The following is a 22,416-nucleotide window of genomic DNA, read 5'->3' as shown; positions in this document are numbered from 1 at the left end:
TATCCTGTTCTCATCCGGCAGACCGGCCAGCTATCCATGCACTAGCTACACTACGCACCCGTGTATCAAGTTGCAAGAGTTCTTCTATAGAAGACGCAGTTTGCCCGCTAAAATATTGCAGACAGTTATCAACAACTGACGCTATATCAACAAACTGAATGTTTCTGTCCAGAAAGGCAGCTACGGCAACTTCATTAGCTGCATTCAGCACACATGAACTGGCCGGATGATTGCTGTGTAATACATCATAAGCCAGTTTCAGGCATGGAAAACGCACGAAATCCGGTGCCAAAAAGTGTAAACCACTTAAACTGGTAAAATCCAGCTGTTCAACCCCTGAATCAATTCTGTCTGGTAAGCCCAGACAATGTGCAATCGGAATACGCATATCCGGTTTACCCATTTGAGCCAGAACAGAACCATCTCGGTAACGAACCATGCTGTGTATCACGCTTTGCGGATGAATAATCACTTCCAGCTGTTCAGCAGCAGCATTAAATAACCAATGAGCCTCTATTAACTCAAGACCCTTATTCATCATACTAGCTGAATCAACAGAAATTTTGCGACCCATCTGCCAGTTTGGATGGCATATTGCAGCCTCAGGGGTAATAGCCGCAAAATCTGCCAGTGCAGTATGCAGAAAAGGACCACCTGATGCCGTTAAAACCAGTGATGCTACACCAGCATGCTCCAAATTTCCCTGATAATTATCAGGTAATGCCTGAAAAATAGCATTATGCTCACTATCTACAGGTAACAGCCGTGCACCGTACTGCTGAACAGTCTGCATAAATAAGGCACCGGCGACTACCAGAGTTTCTTTATTTGCCAGATAAATAGTCTTACCGGCTTTCGCTGCTGCTAACGTAGGTCTTAAGCCGGCGGCACCCACAATAGCAGCCATGACAGCATCAGTTTCACTATCCTGTGCAACATCACACAGGGCCTGCTCTCCAAATAAAACCTCTGTAGTAACAGCAGCCGTCTGTAATTGTACTCGCAGAACATCCGCCTGCGCAGCGGTAGCAACCACAGCGTAAACTGGATGATACCGGATACACAGTTCTGCCAGACGATCAATTTTCTGGTGTGCGGTCAACGCAAAAACAGAAAACCGTTCAGGATGGCGCCCAATAACATCAAGAGTACTCTGACCAATGCTGCCAGTCGCTCCCAGAATAGTTATAGATGTAGGATTATAACCACTCATCAAAAAATCACTTTACACTAAAACAGGCTATCAAGGCGGCATAAACACTCAGTACAGCAATCAGGGAATCTATCCGATCAAACACACCACCATGTCCGGGTAAAAGCTGGCTACTGTCTTTTACACCACCGGCACGCTTTAACCAGCTTTCCAGCAAATCACCGCAGATACTGACTGCAGTTAGAACAAAAGCCAGACACAGGGTTTGCCACCAAGGCAGAATAAAGGGTAACCAGCCTTGCTGTTGCAGGACAATTGTATAGATAGCAACGCAAATAACCGCACCAATAGCACCTTCCCAGCTTTTATTCGGACTGATAGTTGGAGCCAGTTTACGTTTACCCACAGCCCTTCCGACAAAATAGGCAGCAATATCGGCAATCCACACTAACGCCATGATCGATAAAAGAGCACCGGCAGCTTTAGTATCCGACCGCAAGGAAATTAATGCCTGCCAGAAAGGAACCATTAATAGCCAGCCAATCATGACACCAGACAAGTTGGCTCTGATCTTCCATTTAAATTTTAACCAAACTGGTACGATAATCAGCCAGAACAGCAAAACCATTATCTGTGCCCAGAGTGGTAATGCCGTCTGCTGATAATAAAAATAAAGACATCCGCCGCCTACTGCGCTGACCAGCAGATAGAGGGCATTCTGTATGTTAGTGAAATGGGCAATACGGGCATATTCCCATAAAGCCAGTAAGGCAATCAGACCGCTAAATGCAGCCCATAAACTGTTGTTAGCCCCGAACAACATACCTATCATTAAGGGCAGTAAAACCAGAGCAGTAAGAATACGTTGTTTGAGCATAAATAAATTTAGAGTCGCTGTTGGGTAAGTGGCAACTGCTCCGAGGTTCTGCCAAACCGTCTCTCCCGTTCCTGATAGGAACGTACAGCATTAGCCAGCTGAGATTCATCAAAATCCGGCCACAGAACTGGCGTAAAATATAACTCGGTATAAGCCAGTTGCCATAGAAGAAAATTACTGATACGAGTTTCGCCGCCTGTACGGATAAATAAATCCGGTTCGGGAGCATAACCAAGTGACAGATATGGCAGGATGCTGGTTTCAGTCAGTTTGGTATCTCCGGCCTGAATAGCCTGATTAACCGCCTGCAAAATATCCCAGCGACCACCATAATCAGCAGCTATAGTCAGAGTTAGCCCGGTATTGGCTGCTGTCAATGCTTCTGCTTCTTCAATCCCGTGTACGATTTCTGCTGCAAAACGGCTGCGATCACCAATGACACGCAGACGCAGATTATTTTTATGCAATTTTTGTACCCGTTTTTGCAATGACTGCAAAAACAGTCCCATCAGAAAATTAACTTCGTCCAGAGGACGACGCCAGTTTTCAGTAGAAAAAGCAAAGACTGTCAGATACTCCACACCCATACGTGCGCAGTTTGCTGTCATTTCTTCCAGCATTTCCAGCCCTTTTTTATGCCCCATAATCCGTGGCATCAGACGTTTTTTAGCCCAACGTCCATTACCGTCCATAATAACGGCAATATGCCTCGGGATTTCGGTATGTTCGGGCACACTCTGAGTACTACTAGTAACCAAAATACATCCTTTACTGCAATTATATAGTTCAGATTGCCATCAGATCGGCTTCTTTAGTTGCCAGCATCTTATCAATTTCAGCAATGTATTTATCAGTAAGCTTCTGAATACCTTCTTCACCGCGACGAACTTCGTCTTCACTGATTTCTTTGTCTTTATGCAGACGTTTGAGGTCATTATTGGCATCACGTCGTATATTACGCACGACTACTCGGCCATCTTCAGCTTCACCACGGACTACTTTAATCAGATCTTTACGTCGCTCTTCGGTAAGCATTGGCATGGGTACCCGAATCAGATCACCCATTGCAGCCGGATTCAGACCAAGATTTGAGTTACGAATAGCCTTTTCGATAACAGCAGCCATTTTACTTTCATAGGGTTTCACCCCGATGGTGCGGGCATCCAGCAAGGTTACACTGGCAACCTGACTAACAGACACCATGCTTCCGTAATATTCTACCTCAACCTGATCTAGTAAACCGGTATGAGCGCGTCCTGTACGAACTTTAGACAGATTATCGCGCAATACATCCAGTGATTTCTGCATTTTGGTTTCAGCAGTGCGTTGAATTTCGTTAATCATGAATATTCCTGTCTGGCCTGACAGCATTTATTTCAATTTTCTCAAATTTTTGCTGTCAGAAAATGGCAAACGCGCATACTAACGCAGTTATACGCGTCACCACAAGTTTAGTTAAGCTGTCTGATGTTTATACATGGACTAATGTACCTTCATCTTCACCCCAGATAACCCGTTTAAGTGCTCCCGGTTTGAAGATGCCGAATACCACAATATTCAGTTTCTGTTCACGACATAAAGCAAATGCTGTGGCATCCATTACTTTTAGATTCTGGCTAATCGCCTCATCAAAAGTAATTCGCTGATAACGTTTGGCTTCAGGATTGGTTTTAGGATCAGCAGTATAAACCCCATCAACATTGGTTGCCTTTAACATAATATCACAATTCATTTCTACTCCACGCAAACTTGCTGCGGTATCTGTAGTAAAAAACGGATTGCCGGTTCCTGCCGCAAAAATCACCACCTTACCTTCTTCCAGATACTGGATGGCTTTCGGGCGTGCATAAGTTTCTGCTACCTGCTGCATACTTAGTGCTGACTGCACTCTGGCTTTAACCTGCTGACTTTCAAATGCTTCTTTCAGAGCCAGTGCATTCATCACCGTTGCCATCATGCCCATGTAATCGGCAGTAGCACGTTCCATGCCTTTGGCTGATTGCGCCATTCCGCGAAAGATGTTACCGCCGCCAATAACAATAGCCACTTCTACACCCATATCGACCACTTCTTTAACCTGTGCAGTGATTTGCATAATAGTATCGCGATTGATACCAAAAGCATCCGGCCCCATCAGGGACTCTCCGGATAATTTCAATAATACACGTTTGTATTTTGCTGGTTTGGTCATGATCATTCTTTCTGTCAGTTTGCTATTAGATGTTTAACAGCGATCGATAAATTTTAAAAAAATGGGAACTTTTATTTCAGCTATCTCAACCTGAGTAAACAGATAACTCAAAAAAAAGCACCCTGATTCAGGAGCCTGAATCCAGAGTGCCCGTGGCATAAACAGCCTTATACTTTAGAAGCAGCGGCTACTTCAGCAGCATAATCCACTTCTTTTTTCTCAATACCTTCACCAACATGGAATGCAACAAAACGACTTACTTCAGCATTTTGTTCTTTCAGGAATTTTTCCACAGTCTGGTCAGGATTAATAACGAACTGCTGACCCAGCAGAGTTACTTCAGCCAGGAATTTCTGTACCCGGCCTTCAACCATTTTTTCAATGATATTTGCCGGTTTACCGGAAGCTGCAGCCTGCTCTTCATATATGTGGCGTTCTTTTGCCACAATTTCCGGGTTCACTTCAGCAGCAGAAACGCATTGTGGTTTGGATGCAGCAATGTGCATGGCTACCTGACGGATAGCCTGTGTATCGCCACCTTTGTGTTCTACCAGTACACCGATTTTGGTACCGTGCATATAGGTTACCAAACTGTTATCAGTTTCAATCCGTTCAAACCGTCGTACAGTGATATTTTCACCCAGCTTAGCAATGACAGCTTTACGAGCTTCTTCAACAGTAACGCCATCATCTGTTTTGGCTTCAGCCAATGCTTCCAGTGTAGCAGGGTTGTGCACGGCAACAGCTTTAGCCACAGCCTGAGCAAATGCCATAAAGCTGGCATCTTTGGCAACGAAATCTGTTTCACAGTTAATTTCAGCAACTGCACCTACTTTGCCATCCACGTATTCAGCAACTACACCTTCTGCTGCAGTACGGCCAGCCAGCTTACCAGCTTTGGCACCGGATTTAATGCGCAGAATTTCTTCGGCTTTTTCCATATTACCTTCGGCTTCTACCAAAGCTTTTTTGCATTCCATCATGCCCAAACCGGTAGCAGCACGCAAATCACCTACCATTTTTGCAGTAATTGCAGCCATGTTTTACTCCTTAAACTTAATTATGCTCAGCCAAACAGATATCAGGCTGAAAAATTGTTTTAAAAAAAGGGGCACTAACGTCCCCTTCTTTTACAAAGATATGAGATAACTAATTATTCAGCAGCAGTTGCAGCCTGTTTTTCTTCTGCGGCCTGAGCAGCCTGAACCACTTCCTGTAAAGACTGAGCTTTACCTTCCAGAATGGCATCAGCAATACCACGGCAGTACAAACGAATTGCCTTAGCTGAGTCGTCATTACCCGGAATTACATATTTAACATCATCAGGGCTGTTATTGGTATCAACCACAGCGATAACCGGAATACCCAGTTTAGCTGCCTCTACCAAAGTACCTTTCTGATAACCGGTATCGATAACGAAAATTGCATCAGGCAGGCCTTTCATATCTTTGATACCACCCAGAGAACGTTCCAGCTTAGCAACTTCACGCTGCATTTCCAATACTTCTTTTTTACCGTAACCGGCTTCAGTAGCATTTTCCAGCGCAACAGTTTTTTCTTCCAGACGTTTAATAGACTGTTTTACGGTTTTGTAGTTAGTCAGCATACCGCCCAACCAGCGATGATCAACATAAGGAGCACCGGCGCGGGTAGCTTCTTCCTTAACGATATCACGTGCCTGACGTTTAGTACCTACGAACAGTACAGTTCCTTTATTGGCAGCCAGACGACGTACTACATCCTGAGCCTCTACAAACATCGGCAGGGTTTTTTCCAGATTGATGATATGGATTTTGTTACGCGCACCAAAAATGTACTCAGCCATTTTCGGATTCCAGTAACGTGTCTGATGACCAAAGTGTACGCCCGCTTCCAGCATCTGGCGCATAGTAATTTGTGACATAATAATCTATCCTTAAAAGGGTTAAAGCCTGACACTGCCACACATAGAACTCTGTAACAGAGCACCCTTTCGCGTACAGTGCGAGCGTTGTTTATTTTTACCGAGGTAAAACACTCAGATGATACAGAAAAAAAGCAGTTACGGCAAGTATGCGGCTTTACGGTATCCTGCCTGAGTATTAACAGGCTAAATTATGCAGATACATACAGATAAAAGACAACAGCGTGGTTATTTGCGCCGGCAGCGTCAGCAGTTAAAGGATGATATACGTCAGCATGCTACTACCCGAATTAACCGTCTACTCTATCCTCTGATCCGACGTGATAAACGGATAGCCGTATACTGGGCAGTAGGCAGTGAATTATCACTGTGGTCATTTATTATTACTGCTCAGAAACGCGGAGCAACAGTTTATTTGCCTTATATTGCAGCTAGACAACGACAATTATGGTTTACTCCTTGCCCTATCTTCTCTCGTAAGCAAGCCACAGCCCGTTTTATGGCTCAGTACGGTTTAAAACAAAAGCGCGGTTTAATTCCTCAATTTCATGGTCAGCGCATTCGGGCTCGCTATTTACATACTCTGATTGTACCGTTGCTGGGAATCGATCAAAGAGGTAATCGTTTGGGACAAGGCGGCGGTTATTACGATGCCACACTTTCTGCATTACAATCCTGGCAACCGAAATTAATAGGGGCTGGTTTTGCCTGCCAGCGGTTACAAGAAATTCAAACTGAAAAACATGATATCAAAATACCTTATTTTGTCTGTGAACAAGGTATTGTGCACTTTAAGCTGGGTATAAATAAATTATCTGCTTGAATATTTATACAGAAAATGGTTTTAGTATTTAAGATACTTTTAAAAGTATAAATAAGCGATAAATTTAATTTCAAAAATCTTAAATAGATTGTAAAAATAAAATATTATGCAAAAGTAATATTTTTAAATGAAGATATTGCGGGATACATTTATTTATTAGAGCTTGGCTTATGATTTCCTGATGATATGCTAATTAAACTATCTAAAGATAGAAAATTTTTGCTCGAAAGAATAGAAAATACGGTTTGGCTGGAATAAACGGTTATTTATCTGAATATAAACCAGTCTTATCAAATTTTATTTTTCAAGATAATTTATTCTATGATTTTTTATTTTAAAGATGATTTTATTATGCTTAAACCAGACAGGATAACTGTATTAATTATTAATAATATCAACACAATTCAGAGTAAGAATTAGAAACTGTAAACTATCAGTATCACCTTGGTTAATACAATACACTTTATCTGCTGATGCAAAATATACCATTTAGATTCAAGCGAAAGTTTTGACTATTATTCCGCAGTAATTTAAAAGAAAAAGATAAAAATTAAATGATTATTTTCTTTAAGCTTTAGCATTATTAAATTGTATTATTCAGCAAGTTTTCTCTTCGTTGTTATCATTTAGTAATCAGGAATTTAGCTGTCCCGTTATTTCTGAATAGATCTCATTTTAAACTAAATCAAATCAATTATAAGGTTAGCTAAGTCTTATATTCGAAGGTGCTACCGACAAATATATAATTCAGCACATAAGTACAATTTTCTTAGAAGGCAAAACAATAAAATACGGATATCAGTATATTTATTGTTTTGCCCGATAATCGGTAATAGTCTGGAACTAATAATTACAAGCGAGTAAATATCTGCTCTTCAGGCAGGCGTGATTTTGGCCGGGTAGCATTACTGTCATTAGCGGCACGATAGCCAAGACTGACTACCAGTACGCTTTTCAACCCCTGCTGTTGCAGACCAAGAATTTCATCCATTTTCTGATCATCAAAGCCTTCAATTGCTGTTGAATCGATACCAATAGCAGCTGCTGCAAATAATAACTGCCCCAATACAATATATAACTGTCTGCTTTCCCACTCAAGCTGGCTATGTGGTGTCGCGCTATTTTTATTAACATAAAAATGGCGACCTTTATCCATCATTTCCTTGATTTCACCTTCTTCGAAACGACCATCCTTTTCTTCCTGAGCCAGTACATTCTGTAAATGCTGCTCATCCAGAGGAGTTTTAGCACAGAATATTAAGGTATGTGATGAATCAGCTACCCGTGGATGATTCATTTCTACAAGTGCCGGCATGATTTTGGCACGAGCATCGTCATTATCCACTACAAAAAAATGCCAAGGCTGTGAATTTACTGATGAAGGGCTATTCCTGATAACTTCAAATAGTTGCGCCAATTGTTCTTCCGGAATTTTTTTTGTTTTATCGTAATGTTTGGTCGTATAACGCTGTTTGGATATATCAGTAATATTCATTGTCTGGATTCCTGTTGTTTCTCAATAATTATTAAATAATTCAATTGATTATTTTAATTCAAAAATAATAATCATATTGATTAAATAGGTAAGGATACTCATAAAATATATATAACCACTATATATAATATACCGGCTATATAAATCAATTAGCTTACATTAATATATATTTGAATATGGTACTTCTGAAAAATTTTACCAATAGTATTTTATGTAAAAAATTGTTCAGTAAAATAATAATGTTCATGGTATACATTACTTTTAAACCAGTATATTTAGTGTATCTAACTTCTCAATAACATACTGAAATCATCACTATTCATTGTTGTTTAATTTTTTGCTGACACTGATAACAATATATTTTACCGCCAAATATATTTTTATGATTCCGGCAATAATCAACTACGCCTGATGAAATATTTTTATGACACATGGAGCAAAAATAATAAGTTGCTGAACTCAAATTTTCATTTTGTGGATGAGCTATATGAGCTGATTTAGTTATCAATTGATCAGATGACTTATTCAAACCAAAATAACTTGGCCAGTCATATCGTGCTGGTTGATGCAACTGCACCAGCTGACGGGCAAATTTTTGTATACTGGCAATTGGTGCTGTACGGATAAAACTTAAGATACCCGCGGGTTTGCTTAACTGCTGTACTTTTGTTTGCAATTGCTCATTTTTTATTACGCTGTCCAATCCAGAAACTGGATTTCGGGGACGCCGGATACAGGCATCGTTAGAGACGAGTATCAGGCTATATAATGACGGACGCAATTTTCTGCCAAAACGGATGGGCAGCTGAATCTTATCTGAAAGTAATAAATTATTCAGCAGGCTGATATGACGTCGGTTTTGTTCAAGAGGAGAAGACATTCCCTGTTCATTACCTTCATATATACGTGAAAACTCACCCTGCTCATTAATAATCAGGCTGCCAGTTATTCTTTTACTTTCACATACAAATATTTGTAGATAGCGGTTAATCAGCAAATGGTCGATTTGTGCCACTTTTCCCTGATACTTTAATCTTAAATCATTAATAATTACCCATTCGGAATGATTGCCAAAATGAAACTGCAGCTGATAAGCAGATTCTGCTTCACCTTTGATTCCCGAACGGATTAACCGCAGATGATGTTCAATATGCTGACGCGTCTGCTGTGTTAGATCAGACCGTTGCAATAGCTGGTGGAGTATTTCTATGTCTTTTACTTTACTGTCAGCCTGCTTAAAAATCATTTTTAGAATTCAATTGCAATAATTAGTGATAGATGTCTGTCTGGGTCTGATATGGGGTTTTCTATGATTGTCCGGTAAATGATAAAACCACCGGAAACCAAAAGAGTCGTATTATATTTAATAATACGACTCACTAGCTATAATGATTATGCCAAATAAGCTATTATGTTTTTCTCATGATTTAGCTATCAAGTTTGATAAATTTCTGCATATCATTAGTCTGACAGGCTGTTAACTGCGAAAATAAAAAAACCGCTGTTATCAGCGGTTTTCAGAATCTGGTGCCCAGGGACGGACTCGAACCGTCACACCTTGCGGCGGGGGATTTTGAGTCCCCTGCGTCTACCAATTTCGCCACCTGGGCTAGCGAAGAAGACGCATTATAACGGATTTTCCATGGCTGTAAAGAATTTTTTTATGGTAAAAAATTTTTTTAACTGATTCTGAATAAAATATTGATTTTATTTTTGGATTTTTTTATATTTTACTTATTAATTTTAAAATTAAAAAATTTCTGAATTTTAAATATTTATTTAAAGTTCATTTTTGTATTATTATTAACTTTATGCTTAACATACAAAATTTTCTGGCTGTATTAACATCCGCGATTTTATTGGGTGCCTGCCAGCCTCAGTCGGCAGTTAACAATGCTCAGCCAGCAAGTGCTGATTCAGCCAAACCACTGCATCAGTATAATTTTGAAGGCAGTGATGTACGCGATGCCGGCTTGGGTGGTAAAGATTTTTCCTTGCTTGGTTCTGACGGTAAAACAGTACATCTGCGTGATTTTCAGGGTAAAATAGTAGTATTAGTGTTCGGTTATACCCATTGTCCGGATGTTTGCCCGACTAATCTGCTTGCTTATGCAGATGCAATAAATCAGCTAGGTGAGCAGGGAAAACAGGTACAGGTATTGTTTATTACGGTTGATCCGCTGCGTGATACACCACAGGTTATGGAGGCTTATGCTCCGGCATTTAACCCTGACTTTATTGGTTTAACTGTAGATAAACAACATCAGCAAGAGCTTAATAACGTTATTAATCAGTATAAAATTGCTGTACATAAAGTAGCAGGCAGTAGTTCCAGTGAATATTTAATGGATCACAGCACAGGAACATATTTAATTGATAAACAAGGCCGTACCGTAGTTTATGAACCACACAGCCAGACAGCGGCACAATTGGCTCATGACATAAAACAATTACTGGATTAAAATTATTTAATTATTATTTTTATAATTTCTGCAAACTTATTTTTCTGCAAAAATAATTTATCGCTTAATAAGTTTGCTTTTATGTATATTATTCAACACTGACAAAAAAATGACTGTACAATTAACCATAGCGTTATCTAAAGGTCGAATTTATGAAGAAACCTTGCCATTACTCGCTGCGGCAGGAATTAATGCTATTGAAGACCCGGAAGAGTCACGTAAACTGATTATTAATACTAACCATGACAATATCCGTTTAATCATTGTTCGGGCAACAGATGTACCTACATATGTGCAATACGGAGCAGCTGATTTTGGAATTGCTGGAAAAGATGTTTTAATTGAACATGATGGCGACGGGTTATATCAACCTTTGGATTTGAATATTGCCCGTTGCAGAATGATGGTAGCCGTACGCAAAGGGTTTGACTACGCAGCAGCTTCACAACCCGGCTGCCGCTTACGCGTAGCCAGTAAATACCCTAATATTGCTGCTGAACATTTTGCCGGCAAAGGCGTACACATTGATTTAATTAAATTATATGGTTCAATGGAGCTGGCACCTCTGGTAGGGTTGGCTGATGCAATTGTTGATTTGGTTTCGACGGGTAATACGTTAAAGGCAAATAACCTAGAGGCTGTAGAGCATGTTGTAGATATTTCCAGCCGGCTGGTCGTAAATAAGGCGGCCTTAAAGCTGAAATATGCAGCTATACAACCAATTATTAATGTATTTACTAGTGCACGAAATCACGAAATTTAAATTTTTATTAACAGGAATTCTATAAATGACTACGGAAAATTCGGCCAAACTGGCAGTACTTATTGATGCTGATAATGCTTCAGCCAGTATTGTTGAATCTTTACTGGAAGAGATTGCCAAATACGGTATTGCCAGCGTTAAACGCATTTATGGCGACTGGAGCAGCGGCCTGTCCAAATGGAAAGATGCACTGTTACCACACGCTATTACCCCTGTACAGCAATTTGCCTATACTAAGGGAAAAAATGCCACTGATATGGCTATGGTAATTGATGCCATGGATTTATTATACAGTAATACTTTTGACGGCTTCTGTATTGTATCCAGTGACAGTGATTTTACCCGTCTGGCTTCCCGTATTCGTGAAAATGGTCTGACTGTTTATGGTTTCGGGCAGAAAAAAACACCCGAATCTTTCCGTAAAGCATGTGATAAATTTATTTATACTGAGAATCTACTTAGCCATACCACAGTAGATATCGGTGAAGATAAAGTCCAGACACCGATTTTCCGCAATAAACGCAAAACTCCGGCTGAGCTGAAACAGGATACTGCACTGATGAATCTGTTCCGCAATGCAGTGAAGGAGCATGCAGATGATGATGGCTGGACATCACTGGGCGTTATTGGTCAGTATATCAACAAGGTTAATTCCGATTTCGATGCACGTAATTATGGTTATACCAAACTCTCTTATCTGATCAGTGCCATCGATATTTTCGAAACTCAGATGCACGGCAATCATTTATGGCTGCGTCTGAAAAAACGCAATAGTAGCCTTGCGCCTAAAACAGAAAGCAAACCTTACACATCGGTTAGTGAGCCGACAGCTTTCCAGCAGAATAATGATGCGCCACTGGTTATTACCATTCCGGCAGTCAGCACAGCCATGCCTGCAGAAAAAGTAAGTGTAACCATTGAGCCGGAAGAAAAAAGCAAAGCTAAAGAACCAGTGCTGGTACAGATTGAAACCAGAGCTCCAGAATTCACCAGTTATGAAAAGGGCCGGGATGATCAGACTAAACGCGGCCGTGGCCGTCCCCGTAAGACGGTATTCGAAACGACGGTAACTCCTGCGGAAAGTAGCCGTGGTCGTGGTCGTCCAGCAAAATCCGGTTTCAATAACCGCTCATCCAAATCTGGTCGTTCTTCCGGTGAAACATCCAGCCAGCACCACTGGAACCGTCTGGTGCCGATGGTACAAAAGGCCATTGAAAGAACCTGTGATATTGAAGGCTGGGCGACAGTAAGCTCAGTTGCTCGCGAGCTGGTAACTAGCGATGGCGGCTTTAATGCTAAAGACTATGGTTTTGACAATGCCAATAATGCTATTTCAGCAATTAGCAGTGAGTGGGTAGACAGCCGTAAGGCCGGCCGTGGCTTACGGGTACGGGTAGTAAAACCTTATGATATTGAAGTAGATGGTAATACTATTCCGGCTCATGAACTGGCCGCTAAATCAAAAACACCGGTTATCGATGAAGATGATGATAATTTCGGCAATAATTTTTAATTAATGATATCAGGATCGGGCAGCTCAGGCTGCCCGTTATACATAGGCATGAAATATATTTCTACGCTGGATGCTGATTTTAAAGCCCAGCTAACTGCATTACAGGCATTCGAAACTGCACAGGATCCACAAGTGGATGCAGCTGTGGCCGCTATTTGTACAGATGTGCAGCAACGCGGTGATGCAGCTGTAATTGAATATACTAATCGTTTTGATCACACACAGGCTCAGTCTATGGCTGATCTGACATTAAGTCAGACAGATCTGGCCGCAGCATTTGCCCGTCTGCCGGCAGATGTGCAGACAGCTTTACAAACTGCTGCTAAACGGATTGAAAGCTATCACCAACACCAGAAACAGCAATCATGGCAATATGAAGATGAAAATGGTACTTTACTGGGGCAGCAAATTACTGCTCTGGACAGAGTAGGCATTTATGTACCTGGCGGTAAAGCGGCTTATCCAAGCTCAGTGATGATGAATGCCATGCCGGCACATGTAGCCGGTGTCGCTGAAATTGTGATGGTTGTACCGATGCCATATGGAGATAGAAATGATATTGTTCTGGCGGCAGCTTATGTAGCCGGAGTTACTCAAGTCTTTACTATAGGTGGCGCTCAGGCCATAGCAGCTTTAGCTTATGGAACACAAAGTATTGCTCAGGTTGATAAAATTACCGGACCCGGCAATGCTTATGTTGCTGCAGCCAAAAGGCGGGTATTTGGTGTTGTTGGTATTGATATGGTTGCCGGCCCTAGTGAGATTCTGGTGATTGCCGATGGTACTACTCCGGCCAAATGGGTGGCTATGGATCTATTCAGTCAGGCAGAGCATGATGAAATTGCACAGGCTATACTGATCACAACCAATGCAGATTATGCTCAGGAAGTAGAAGCCCAGATGGATGAGTTAATAGCACAGATGCCACGCAAGGATATCATTGAAGCTTCACTGACTAATCGCGGAGCCATTATTCAGGCTCAGAATCTGGATGAAGCATGTGATATTGCCAATTATCTGGCACCTGAACATCTGGAGCTTTCGGTAGCTGACCCACAAAAATGGGCACCGAAAATCCGGCATGCCGGTGCTATTTTCATGGGGCAATATACCAGTGAGAGTCTGGGAGATTATTGTGCCGGCCCTAATCACGTATTACCAACCAGCCGTACTGCTCGGTTTGCTTCCCCGCTGGGTGTATACGATTTTCAAAAACGCAGCAGTCTGATTCAGGTTTCTGCTGAGGGTGCCCGACAGTTAGGACAAATTGCCAGCATTCTGGCACATGGTGAAGGCCTGACTGCACACGCAAGGTCTGCTGAACTGCGTATGGAATAAAGATTTTATTCACACGTGCCAATGCTTCAATAGCATTGGCATTTTTATTTATGCTGTGTGACTAACTACTTCATGCAGATTTTAATCTATTTCTGGAATCTGTGTTTAATCTGAACCCAGACAATTGAAAATACGAACTCTAATAATAATACGATAATAATTTAAATCAAATATCATAAAATTAAACACTTTGCTAATAAAAACCTAAAAATATTTTGTATTTTTATATGCTGAATGTTTCCAGACTACAATACTAAACGTCAATTTAAACAATTATTTGTAAGCGTCATTTTTTCTCTATTGACACACTCAATGGGGCCGGGCTTATACTGAGTTGTGAATACACTACTATTCTAATTTTATAGTAAGGAGTTAATAATGCAGATTAAAAGACTGGATCATCTGGTATTAACTGTTAAAGATATTCAGGCCTCCTGCGCTTTTTATGCTGATGTACTTGGCATGCAGGTAAGTACATTTGCAGATAATCGTACTGCTTTGCATTTTGGTCAGATGAAGATTAATTTACATCAACAAGGACATGAATTTAAACCTAAAGCGAAACACCCTACTCCCGGTTCTGCTGACTTGTGCTTTATTGTAGAGCAGACTCTGGATGAAGTAATGGCTGTTTTACATCAGCATAATATTCCATTAGAACTAGAGCCAACTTCTCGTACCGGAGCTTGTGGAAAAATTACTTCGATTTATATTCGTGATCCGGATAATAATCTTATTGAATTATCGAATTATCCAAATCAATAAATTTACCCAGATAATTTATTACTAACAAAAACATTCGAACATGATAACTAAATACCTAATGATTATTTATTGCTTAAAATAAATCAGTTAATCATAATAAATTTAAATAATATCTAGACATATATTTTCCAAATTTTATTATATTAACTAATATAAAATTTTTATAAAAATATTTTATATATGGTATTGAAATTGTAAAATCTATTCATATATTTTTATTGCATCAATTCGATGTTTATTTCTATATTTGGAGATTTTATATGCAAAAAAAACCTTTAGGAACGACTTGTAAGACGGGTGAAAAATGTCCTGAAAGTGGTGTTTGGAAAGTCCAAGAAGAACCATCAACAACCGCTCCTATTGCCGAAGGTAATACATTCCCACCCTATCGTGGCAAAGCTGTTACTTGGGTATTAATTATGTACGCTTAGTATAAAAAAGCCTAAATCTAAAGATTTAGGCTTTTTTATACTGTTTAATAATTATTCAATAATATGTTCAATTACTCAGTTTATATGTTTATAGTTAAAAATTTTACTAAATACTAACAATCCACTATAACAACTGTTAAATACCTTGAGCAAAAGCTGAATTAAACTAACTACAATTTTTGAAATTTATTTACTCTTATCAAACAAATCAAAATGTAATAACTAACGTGCAATGCGATTGTCTACATAATAATATATTCTACCTAGAATAAGCTCAATTTCTAAATACGAAGCAATCTTAAATTATTATAATATCCAAGCGATTATAATTCTATTCGTTAAAAGTTATTTGCATTAATCTCACTGAGCGGGCTAAGCTGTCTGTGATTATATTTTCTGAGCTATGCCATAATATATCTTGCATTTTTACAATAATATTTAAAAGTCAGTTTATTGAATTACTTTAAGATAAGGGGAAAGAGTTTCACTGCTTTCCCCTGTTAATCATTATATTCAGATTCGTTCTGCCAGCTCCTGAGCCTTACCTACATATAATGCAGGAGTAAGCGCCAGTAACTGTGCTTTTGCCGTGTCTGGAATAGCCAGCTGATTTATAAATGTCTGCAAACTTTCAGGGGTAATTCCATGCTTACCACGGGTAAGTTCTTTAAGCTGTTCATACGGATTAGCAACTCCGTAGCGACGCATTACTGTCTGAATCGGCTCAGCCAGCAGCTCCCATGTTGCATCCAGATCTGCGGCAAACGCAGCAGAATTGATTTCCAGCTTATTCAGACCACGCAAATGCGCTGTCAGTCCCAATATAGTGTAACCGAAGCCTGTCCCCATATTACGCAATACAGTACTATCAGTTAAATCGCGCTGCCAGCGGGATACCGGCAGTTTTTCAGCAAGGAAACCCAGCACAGCATTGGCCATACCCAGATTACCTTCTGAATTTTCAAAATCAATCGGATTGACTTTGTGTGGCATAGTAGAAGAACCAACTTCTCCGGCTTTAACTTTCTGCCGGAAATAGCCAATAGAGATATAGCCCCAGATATCACGGTTAAAATCGATCAGAATGGTGTTTATACGGCTAATTGTCTGGAAAAATTCCGCCATATAATCATGTGGTTCAATCTGAATAGTATAGGGGTTAAAGGTCAGCCCCAGATTATATTCGACAAAACGGCGGCAATGTCCTTCCCAGTCTATATCGGGATAGGCAACCAGATGCGCGTTGTAATTACCCACAGCACCATTGATTTTACCCAGAAACTGCTGTTGCCGGACTGAGTCCATTTGTCTTTGCAGACGAGCCACGACATTGGCAATTTCTTTACCCAGTGTACTGGGAGTGGCCGGCTGCCCATGGGTGCGGCACATCATAGGCAAAGCAGCATGAGTATGCGCCAGATTGCGCAATACAGTTATCAGTTCATTAAGTTTAGGCAGCAGTACTTCATCACGTGCCTGTTTCAGCATCAGAGCATGTGAAAGATTATTGATATCCTCACTGGTACAGGAAAAATGAATGAATTCACTGACTGCCATAACTTCAGGTACATTGGCAAAACGCTGTTTCAGCCAGTATTCAATAGCTTTCACATCATGATTGGTTGTGGCTTCTATAGCTTTAACTGCTTCGGCATCTGCTATTGAAAATTCAGCAATAACACGATCAATTTCTGCAATGGTGGCCGGACTAAATGGCGGAACTTCACTAATTCCAGCTTCGGCTGCCAGTGCTTTCAGCCAGCCAAGCTCAACCTGTACGCGAGCATGCATCAGACCATATTCAGAAAAAATCGGGCGCAAATCAGCCACAGACGATGCATAGCGCCCATCCAGCGGAGACAGCGCATATAACGGATTTATCATGTTTCTTCTACTTCCAGAGTTATCAAAAGACAATTTTCAGTTAATCCGATGCGACAGCATTAACCGGTTAAATCAGTAAAAAGCTGTAATGCCTGCTTTCCCGGTTTCGGATGATTCAGTATCTGACGCAAATCGAGTAAGCGATGCACAATAGTCTGAGTAACGGTATTGGCCTGCTGCATCGCAAGCTCATCACAATCAGGATGAGCTTGCCCTGACAGCATCGAATCAAACAGTTTACGTACATACATACTGTCATGACCATAAAAATTGACACCGATGTCGGTCATGCCGGCTTTATCAAAAAGAGTAGCAACCATGCAGCTTTCTATTGTAGCCAGACCAAGAGCACCATCTTCCCCGCCCAGCTGCCGAAACAGTGAGTCAGCCGGAAAACCACCACAGGCGAGAAAATAGGCACGGTTAAAAACGGTATTGGTGGCGGTAATCATTTCAAAAGTACGCCAGATCAGATCAAACTGTTCATGCTCGCGGTATTCTTCCGGAATATTGTATCCGGTTACCGGCAGGCGCAATAAACCACTCTGCGGGCGAAAGTGAAATACGGCACATGCTGCCTGTAAGGCATGAGGCTGATAGGCATCATCGGCATCCAGAAAAGCAATATGGCTGCTGGCGGACAATAATGCCCCCCAGTTACGCGCCAGCGCAGGTCCGCGATTAGATACCAGATATTCTGCACGAATTTTTTGCGGATAACGCTGCTGCCACTGCTGAATCAGGATGGCGGTATTATCGGTAGAGGCATCATCAATCAGCCACAGACAACCCAGCTCCGGCTGTGCCAGTACACTTTCTACAGCCCGCGCCAGTGTGTTTTCTGCGTTGTAGCAGGGAATAATGACATCAATACAACTCATGCTACATACCTTAAAAAATAAGGCTGCCTAAATGCATCAGACAGCCTCGTGACTGTTTCTTAAACACCCTGTTTCAGACTGGCTTCAATAAAGCCATCAAGGTCGCCATCCATAACTGCCTTGATATTGCCGACTTCATAGCCGGTACGTAAATCCTTGATTCGCGAAGAGTCGAATACATAAGAACGAATCTGATGTCCCCAGCCCACATCATCTTTACTGGCTTCCAGATTCTGCTTTTCTTCATTACGCCGGCGCATTTCCAGCTCGAACAATTTTGCCTTAAGCATATTCATTGCTTCTTCGCGGTTACGGTGCTGAGAACGGTCATTCTGGCACTGCACCACAATACCGGTTGGTTCATGGGTAATACGTACAGCTGAATCAGTTTTATTAATGTGCTGACCACCAGCTCCAGAAGCACGATAGGTATCAATACGCAAATCAGCCGGATTAATTTCAATTTCAAAGCTGTCATCAACTTCAGGATAGACAAATACCGATGCAAATGAAGTATGCCGTTTGTTATTTGAATCAAAAGGTGAATACCGTACCAGACGGTGAATACCGGTTTCAGTACGCAGCAATCCGTAGGCGTACTCTCCGTCCAGTTTGATGGTAGCACGATTCACACCGGCAATTTCGCCTTCATCTTCTTCAAGTACTTCTACTTTGAAGCCTTTGCGTTCGCCATAGCGCACATACATGCGCAACAGCATCCCAGCCCAGTCTTCCGCCTCTGTACCGCCGGCACCGGCAACAATATCTATGAAGCAGTTATTGACATCGGCAGGCTGATTAAACATACGTTTGAATTCCAGCTGTACCAGTTCATCCTGTAAGGCGGTAATATCTGCCTGAACGGCGTCAAAACCGTCTGTATCATTTTCCTCCACAGCCATCTGCAGCAGCATCCGGTTATCTTCGATACCGCTGTGCAGATGATCCAGTGTGAGTACGATGCCCTCCAGCACTTTGCGTTCTTTACCGACTTCCTGAGCTTTTTTCGGATCGTTCCACAACTCAGGATCTTCTGACAGACCAATTACTTCTTCGAGGCGGTCTTTTTTGCCAGCGTAGTCAAAGATACCTCCGTAAATCGTGACTACGGGATGCCATATCATCCAGAATATTATTCAATTGATTAATCTGCTCCGCTTCCATGATGTTCTCTTAGCCATGTATTTGAAAATAGGCGCGTATTATAACAGAAGCCGGTGTGTCAATCAGGCCGCTTTTAAGCGGCCTGATGATAAAGAATAAATTGTAATCAGATGTTGATTGATAATTCTTTTTACCCGTTTACGGTACGTGGCGCCAAAGCAGTTAGTTTGTATAATAAATAGCGCAGTACGATACCATAAGTAGGCAGGAAAAACAGAGCGGCAACGCTGATTTTGAACGCATAATCGGTCAGGGAAATCTGTAACCAGTTCTCGGCCATAAATGCATCCGGCGAATGGTAAAACGCAACAGCAAAAAACAGCAATGTATCTACAGCACTGCCTAAAACAGCAGAAGCACTGGGAGCAGGCCACCAGCGCCGGCACTGCCGCAGCCGGTTAAATACCAGAATATCCATCAGCTGACCGACCACATAGGCTGTAAAACTGGCCAGGGCAATGCGGGCAACAAATAAATCAAAATGGCTTAATGCCGCCCAGCCCATCCAGTGCCCGTCCTGAAACAGGACAGAAATGGCATAAGAAAACAGTAATGATGGCAGCATTACCCAGAAAATGATTCGGCGCGCCAGACCTGAACCAAAAATTCTTACCGTTAAATCAGTGGTAAGAAAAATAAACGGAAAGGTAAAAGCACCCCAGGTATTGTGTAATCCAAATAAAGTAAAGGGAAACTGTACCAGATAATTACTGGCTACGATTACCAGCATGTGCCAGAACGTCAGCCAGCGCAATGCCTTATAGCGTTGCGCATCAGAAAATTCATACATATTTATTCCTATCAGTTGTATCGGTAACTGCGCCAGGCAGTAAAACTGCCCGGATGATGTAAACCGGCAGCCTGAGATACTTGTGTCATTTTAAGAAGACTTATTTCACCTGAAACTGAAGTAATCGCTGTGCAGCCATATCGCTATAACGTGTATCAGGCTCACCATAATTGGCATACGGATGGATGGCGATACCGCCACGCGGTGTAAATTCACCATATACCTCAATGTATTTGGGCTGCATCAGGGCAATCAGGTCTTTCATGATGATATTGACACAATCTTCATGAAAATCACCATGATTGCGGAAACTGAACAGATACAGTTTTAATGATTTGCTTTCTACCATACGCAAACGCGGTAAATAATTGATATAAATGGTAGCAAAGTCCGGCTGGCCGGTTTTCGGGCACAGACTGGTGAATTCAGGACAGATAAATTTAACGAAATAATCGTTATCAGGGTGTTGATTGTCGAAGGCTTCCAGCAGCTCCGGGGCATAATCACTACGATATTCCGTATGCTGATTACCCAGCAGGCTCACCGTGCCCAGATTATTTTGCGCACGCATATATTTGATTTCCTAGTTTTTTTATGTGGGAGGTTTACGAACCACAGGGTGGGCGATTGTACCTGAAATTTGTCTGAAATCAAAACTATATCAGTAAAATCCGCTCTATTACGTAAAGACAATATAATGGTTATTATTGGTATATTATTCCGATAATTTATAAAAAATCATCATAAAAAATAATTAAATGTTATTTAAATCCGAATTTAAGCAATAATATATCTTTACCAAAGTTTTGTCCTTGCTTTTTAAGCATATTCATTATAGCCTGATGGATAAATCACGAAAAGTTTAAAATAATAGAGTCAGACAGGAATTACTATGAATCAGGTAGCATCCCGCCCAATTGATGATGTCAGAATTAAAGAAATTAAGGAACTGTTGCCACCCATTGCTCATTTATACGAATTGCCCATTACAGAACAGGCCTCTGAGGTAGTACACAATACACGCCATGCTATTGCTGATCTGGTACATGGCAGAGATAAACGTCTACTGGTGATTATCGGTCCGTGTTCTATCCATGATCCGGCAGCTGCAATTGAATATGCTCAGCGTCTGAATGTATTACGTGAAAAATATGCGCAAGAATTACTGATTGTTATGCGGGTTTACTTTGAAAAACCGCGTACTACGGTAGGCTGGAAAGGATTTATTAACGATCCGCATATTGATGGTTCCTATGATATTAACTATGGTTTGCGTCTGGCACGTAAACTGCTGCTGGAATTAAACAATATGGGGATGCCGGCAGCTACTGAATTTCTGGACATGATTACTCCGCAATATTTTGCCGACCTGATTTCATGGGGAGCAATCGGTGCCCGTACAACCGAAAGTCAGGTACACCGCGAGCTGGCCTCAGGTTTAAGCTGTCCTGTAGGTTTCAAAAATGGTACTGACGGCAATCTGAAAATTGCTATTGATGCCATTGGTGCTTCCAGCCATCCGCATCATTTTCTTTCAGTGACCAAGGCCGGCCATTCAGCCATTGTACGCACCAGCGGCAATCCTGACTGCCACATCATTCTGCGTGGCGGTAAAGAGCCTAATTACAGCCATGAATATGTACAGGCGGCGGTAAATGAACTGAACAAAAATCAGGTTACTCCTAATCTGATGATCGATTGTAGCCATGCCAACAGCCGCAAAGATTACCGCCGACAAATGGAGGTAGCACAGGATATTGCCGCACAGATTCAGGCAGGTGAACAGCACATTATGGGTGTAATGGTAGAAAGTAATCTGATGGCCGGACGACAGGATAACCCGGAAAATTACGGTCAGAGTATTACCGATGCCTGTATTGGCTGGGAAGAAACAGAAACTATGCTTGCCTTACTGGCACAGGCTGCACAGGCACGTCAGCAAAAGTAAACAGTATCGACACTAATGTGTGATACCTTAAAATT

General features: G+C 41.4%; 22 protein-coding genes, 1 tRNA gene and 1 riboswitch. Of the genes, 8 read left to right on the top strand and 15 right to left on the bottom strand.

Annotated elements, in window-relative coordinates:
- Nucleotides 1-10: 10 nt before the first annotated feature.
- From ispC to rpsB, 7 genes are all read right to left on the bottom strand, one after another.
- The gene (gene ispC / locus H3V00_RS08055) at nt 11-1,213 is read right to left on the bottom strand and encodes a 1-deoxy-D-xylulose-5-phosphate reductoisomerase (protein WP_198207476.1); all 1,203 of its coding nucleotides are present in this window, start codon (nt 1,211-1,213) and stop codon (nt 11-13) included.
- Nucleotides 1,214-1,220: 7 nt separating this feature from the next.
- Nucleotides 1,221-2,030: a phosphatidate cytidylyltransferase gene (locus H3V00_RS08050; protein ID WP_198207474.1), complete on the bottom strand. Its 810-nt coding sequence runs from the start codon at nt 2,028-2,030 to the stop codon at nt 1,221-1,223.
- A gap of 8 nt (nt 2,031-2,038) precedes the next feature.
- Nucleotides 2,039-2,788 carry an isoprenyl transferase gene (locus H3V00_RS08045; protein ID WP_143555308.1) on the bottom strand — a complete coding sequence of 250 codons (750 nt, stop codon included), beginning with the start codon at nt 2,786-2,788 and terminating at the stop codon, nt 2,039-2,041.
- A 28-nt stretch (nt 2,789-2,816) separates the two neighbouring features.
- Entirely contained in the window at nt 2,817-3,374 is a 558-nt protein-coding gene (frr, locus tag H3V00_RS08040) for a ribosome recycling factor (protein WP_025329697.1), read from the bottom strand.
- A gap of 127 nt (nt 3,375-3,501) precedes the next feature.
- Nucleotides 3,502-4,221, bottom strand: coding sequence for a UMP kinase (gene pyrH, locus H3V00_RS08035; RefSeq protein WP_198186737.1), 720 nt, complete (start codon nt 4,219-4,221; stop codon nt 3,502-3,504).
- Between the two features lie 167 nt (nt 4,222-4,388).
- Nucleotides 4,389-5,261: a translation elongation factor Ts gene (gene tsf / locus H3V00_RS08030; RefSeq protein WP_025329695.1), complete on the bottom strand. Its 873-nt coding sequence runs from the start codon at nt 5,259-5,261 to the stop codon at nt 4,389-4,391.
- Between the two features lie 113 nt (nt 5,262-5,374).
- Nucleotides 5,375-6,124, bottom strand: coding sequence for a 30S ribosomal protein S2 (rpsB, locus tag H3V00_RS08025; protein WP_025329694.1), 750 nt, complete (start codon nt 6,122-6,124; stop codon nt 5,375-5,377).
- Nucleotides 6,125-6,317: 193 nt separating this feature from the next.
- On the opposite strand from rpsB, the gene H3V00_RS08020 reads away from it, so the two are divergent.
- Entirely contained in the window at nt 6,318-6,947 is a 630-nt protein-coding gene (locus H3V00_RS08020; protein ID WP_174830830.1) for a 5-formyltetrahydrofolate cyclo-ligase, read from the top strand.
- Between the two features lie 850 nt (nt 6,948-7,797).
- Here H3V00_RS08020 and nfsB read toward each other — a convergent pair.
- The 3 genes from nfsB to H3V00_RS08005 form a co-directional block, all read right to left on the bottom strand.
- Entirely contained in the window at nt 7,798-8,442 is a 645-nt protein-coding gene (nfsB, locus tag H3V00_RS08015; RefSeq protein ID WP_198207472.1) for an oxygen-insensitive NAD(P)H nitroreductase, read from the bottom strand.
- 319 nt (nt 8,443-8,761) lie between these two features.
- The gene (locus H3V00_RS08010) at nt 8,762-9,688 is read right to left on the bottom strand and encodes a nuclease-related domain-containing protein (RefSeq protein ID WP_198207470.1); all 927 of its coding nucleotides are present in this window, start codon (nt 9,686-9,688) and stop codon (nt 8,762-8,764) included.
- Between the two features lie 279 nt (nt 9,689-9,967).
- Nucleotides 9,968-10,052, bottom strand: a tRNA-Leu gene (locus tag H3V00_RS08005).
- A gap of 201 nt (nt 10,053-10,253) precedes the next feature.
- On the opposite strand from H3V00_RS08005, the gene H3V00_RS08000 reads away from it, so the two are divergent.
- From H3V00_RS08000 to H3V00_RS07975, 6 genes are all read left to right on the top strand, one after another.
- Nucleotides 10,254-10,904 carry an SCO family protein gene (locus tag H3V00_RS08000; protein ID WP_037391812.1) on the top strand — a complete coding sequence of 217 codons (651 nt, stop codon included), beginning with the start codon at nt 10,254-10,256 and terminating at the stop codon, nt 10,902-10,904.
- 109 nt (nt 10,905-11,013) lie between these two features.
- Nucleotides 11,014-11,667, top strand: coding sequence for an ATP phosphoribosyltransferase (gene hisG / locus H3V00_RS07995; RefSeq protein ID WP_025329689.1), 654 nt, complete (start codon nt 11,014-11,016; stop codon nt 11,665-11,667).
- A gap of 25 nt (nt 11,668-11,692) precedes the next feature.
- Nucleotides 11,693-13,180 (top strand): NYN domain-containing protein, encoded by a 1,488-nt coding sequence (locus H3V00_RS11665; RefSeq protein ID WP_198207468.1) that lies wholly within the window; start codon nt 11,693-11,695, stop codon nt 13,178-13,180.
- Nucleotides 13,181-13,228: 48 nt separating this feature from the next.
- Nucleotides 13,229-14,518, top strand: a complete 1,290-nt coding sequence (gene hisD / locus H3V00_RS07985) for a histidinol dehydrogenase (protein WP_198207466.1) — start codon at nt 13,229-13,231, stop codon at nt 14,516-14,518.
- Nucleotides 14,519-14,896: 378 nt separating this feature from the next.
- Entirely contained in the window at nt 14,897-15,283 is a 387-nt protein-coding gene (locus H3V00_RS07980; protein WP_198207464.1) for a VOC family protein, read from the top strand.
- A gap of 260 nt (nt 15,284-15,543) precedes the next feature.
- Complete coding sequence (locus H3V00_RS07975) at nt 15,544-15,714, top strand: hypothetical protein (RefSeq protein ID WP_198207462.1); 171 nt, start codon at nt 15,544-15,546, stop codon at nt 15,712-15,714.
- Nucleotides 15,715-16,227: 513 nt separating this feature from the next.
- Here H3V00_RS07975 and purB read toward each other — a convergent pair.
- The 5 genes from purB to queF all read right to left on the bottom strand — a co-directional run bounded on the left by purB (nt 16,228) and on the right by queF (nt 21,004).
- The gene (gene purB, locus H3V00_RS07970) at nt 16,228-17,598 is read right to left on the bottom strand and encodes an adenylosuccinate lyase (RefSeq protein WP_198207460.1); all 1,371 of its coding nucleotides are present in this window, start codon (nt 17,596-17,598) and stop codon (nt 16,228-16,230) included.
- Nucleotides 17,599-17,657: 59 nt separating this feature from the next.
- Nucleotides 17,658-18,479 carry a glycosyltransferase family A protein gene (locus tag H3V00_RS07965; RefSeq protein WP_198207458.1) on the bottom strand — a complete coding sequence of 274 codons (822 nt, stop codon included), beginning with the start codon at nt 18,477-18,479 and terminating at the stop codon, nt 17,658-17,660.
- Between the two features lie 59 nt (nt 18,480-18,538).
- Nucleotides 18,539-19,643 (bottom strand): peptide chain release factor 2 gene (prfB, locus tag H3V00_RS07960; protein ID WP_198207456.1). Its coding sequence is split into 2 segments (ribosomal slippage): nt 18,539-19,561 and nt 19,563-19,643, totalling 1,104 coding nucleotides; the frame shifts between segments, so codons are not numbered across the junction.
- 130 nt (nt 19,644-19,773) lie between these two features.
- Nucleotides 19,774-20,433: a 7-cyano-7-deazaguanine/7-aminomethyl-7-deazaguanine transporter gene (locus H3V00_RS07955; protein ID WP_025329683.1), complete on the bottom strand. Its 660-nt coding sequence runs from the start codon at nt 20,431-20,433 to the stop codon at nt 19,774-19,776.
- 100 nt (nt 20,434-20,533) lie between these two features.
- Nucleotides 20,534-21,004 (bottom strand): preQ(1) synthase, encoded by a 471-nt coding sequence (gene queF / locus H3V00_RS07950; RefSeq protein WP_025329682.1) that lies wholly within the window; start codon nt 21,002-21,004, stop codon nt 20,534-20,536.
- A 6-nt stretch (nt 21,005-21,010) separates the two neighbouring features.
- Nucleotides 21,011-21,055: riboswitch (PreQ1 riboswitch) on the bottom strand.
- Between the two features lie 270 nt (nt 21,056-21,325).
- Between queF and aroG the strand changes: the two genes are divergently transcribed.
- The gene (gene aroG / locus H3V00_RS07945; RefSeq protein ID WP_084563994.1) at nt 21,326-22,381 is read left to right on the top strand and encodes a 3-deoxy-7-phosphoheptulonate synthase AroG; all 1,056 of its coding nucleotides are present in this window, start codon (nt 21,326-21,328) and stop codon (nt 22,379-22,381) included.
- The last annotated feature ends 35 nt before the right edge of the window (nt 22,382-22,416 follow it).

The sequence above is a fragment of the Snodgrassella sp. W6238H11 genome (assembly GCF_016100525.1).
Taxonomy (GTDB): Bacteria; Pseudomonadota; Gammaproteobacteria; order Burkholderiales; family Neisseriaceae; genus Snodgrassella; species Snodgrassella alvi.
Note: the sequence above shows the minus strand (reverse complement) of the source record. Positions and strands in the feature narration are given on the sequence as shown.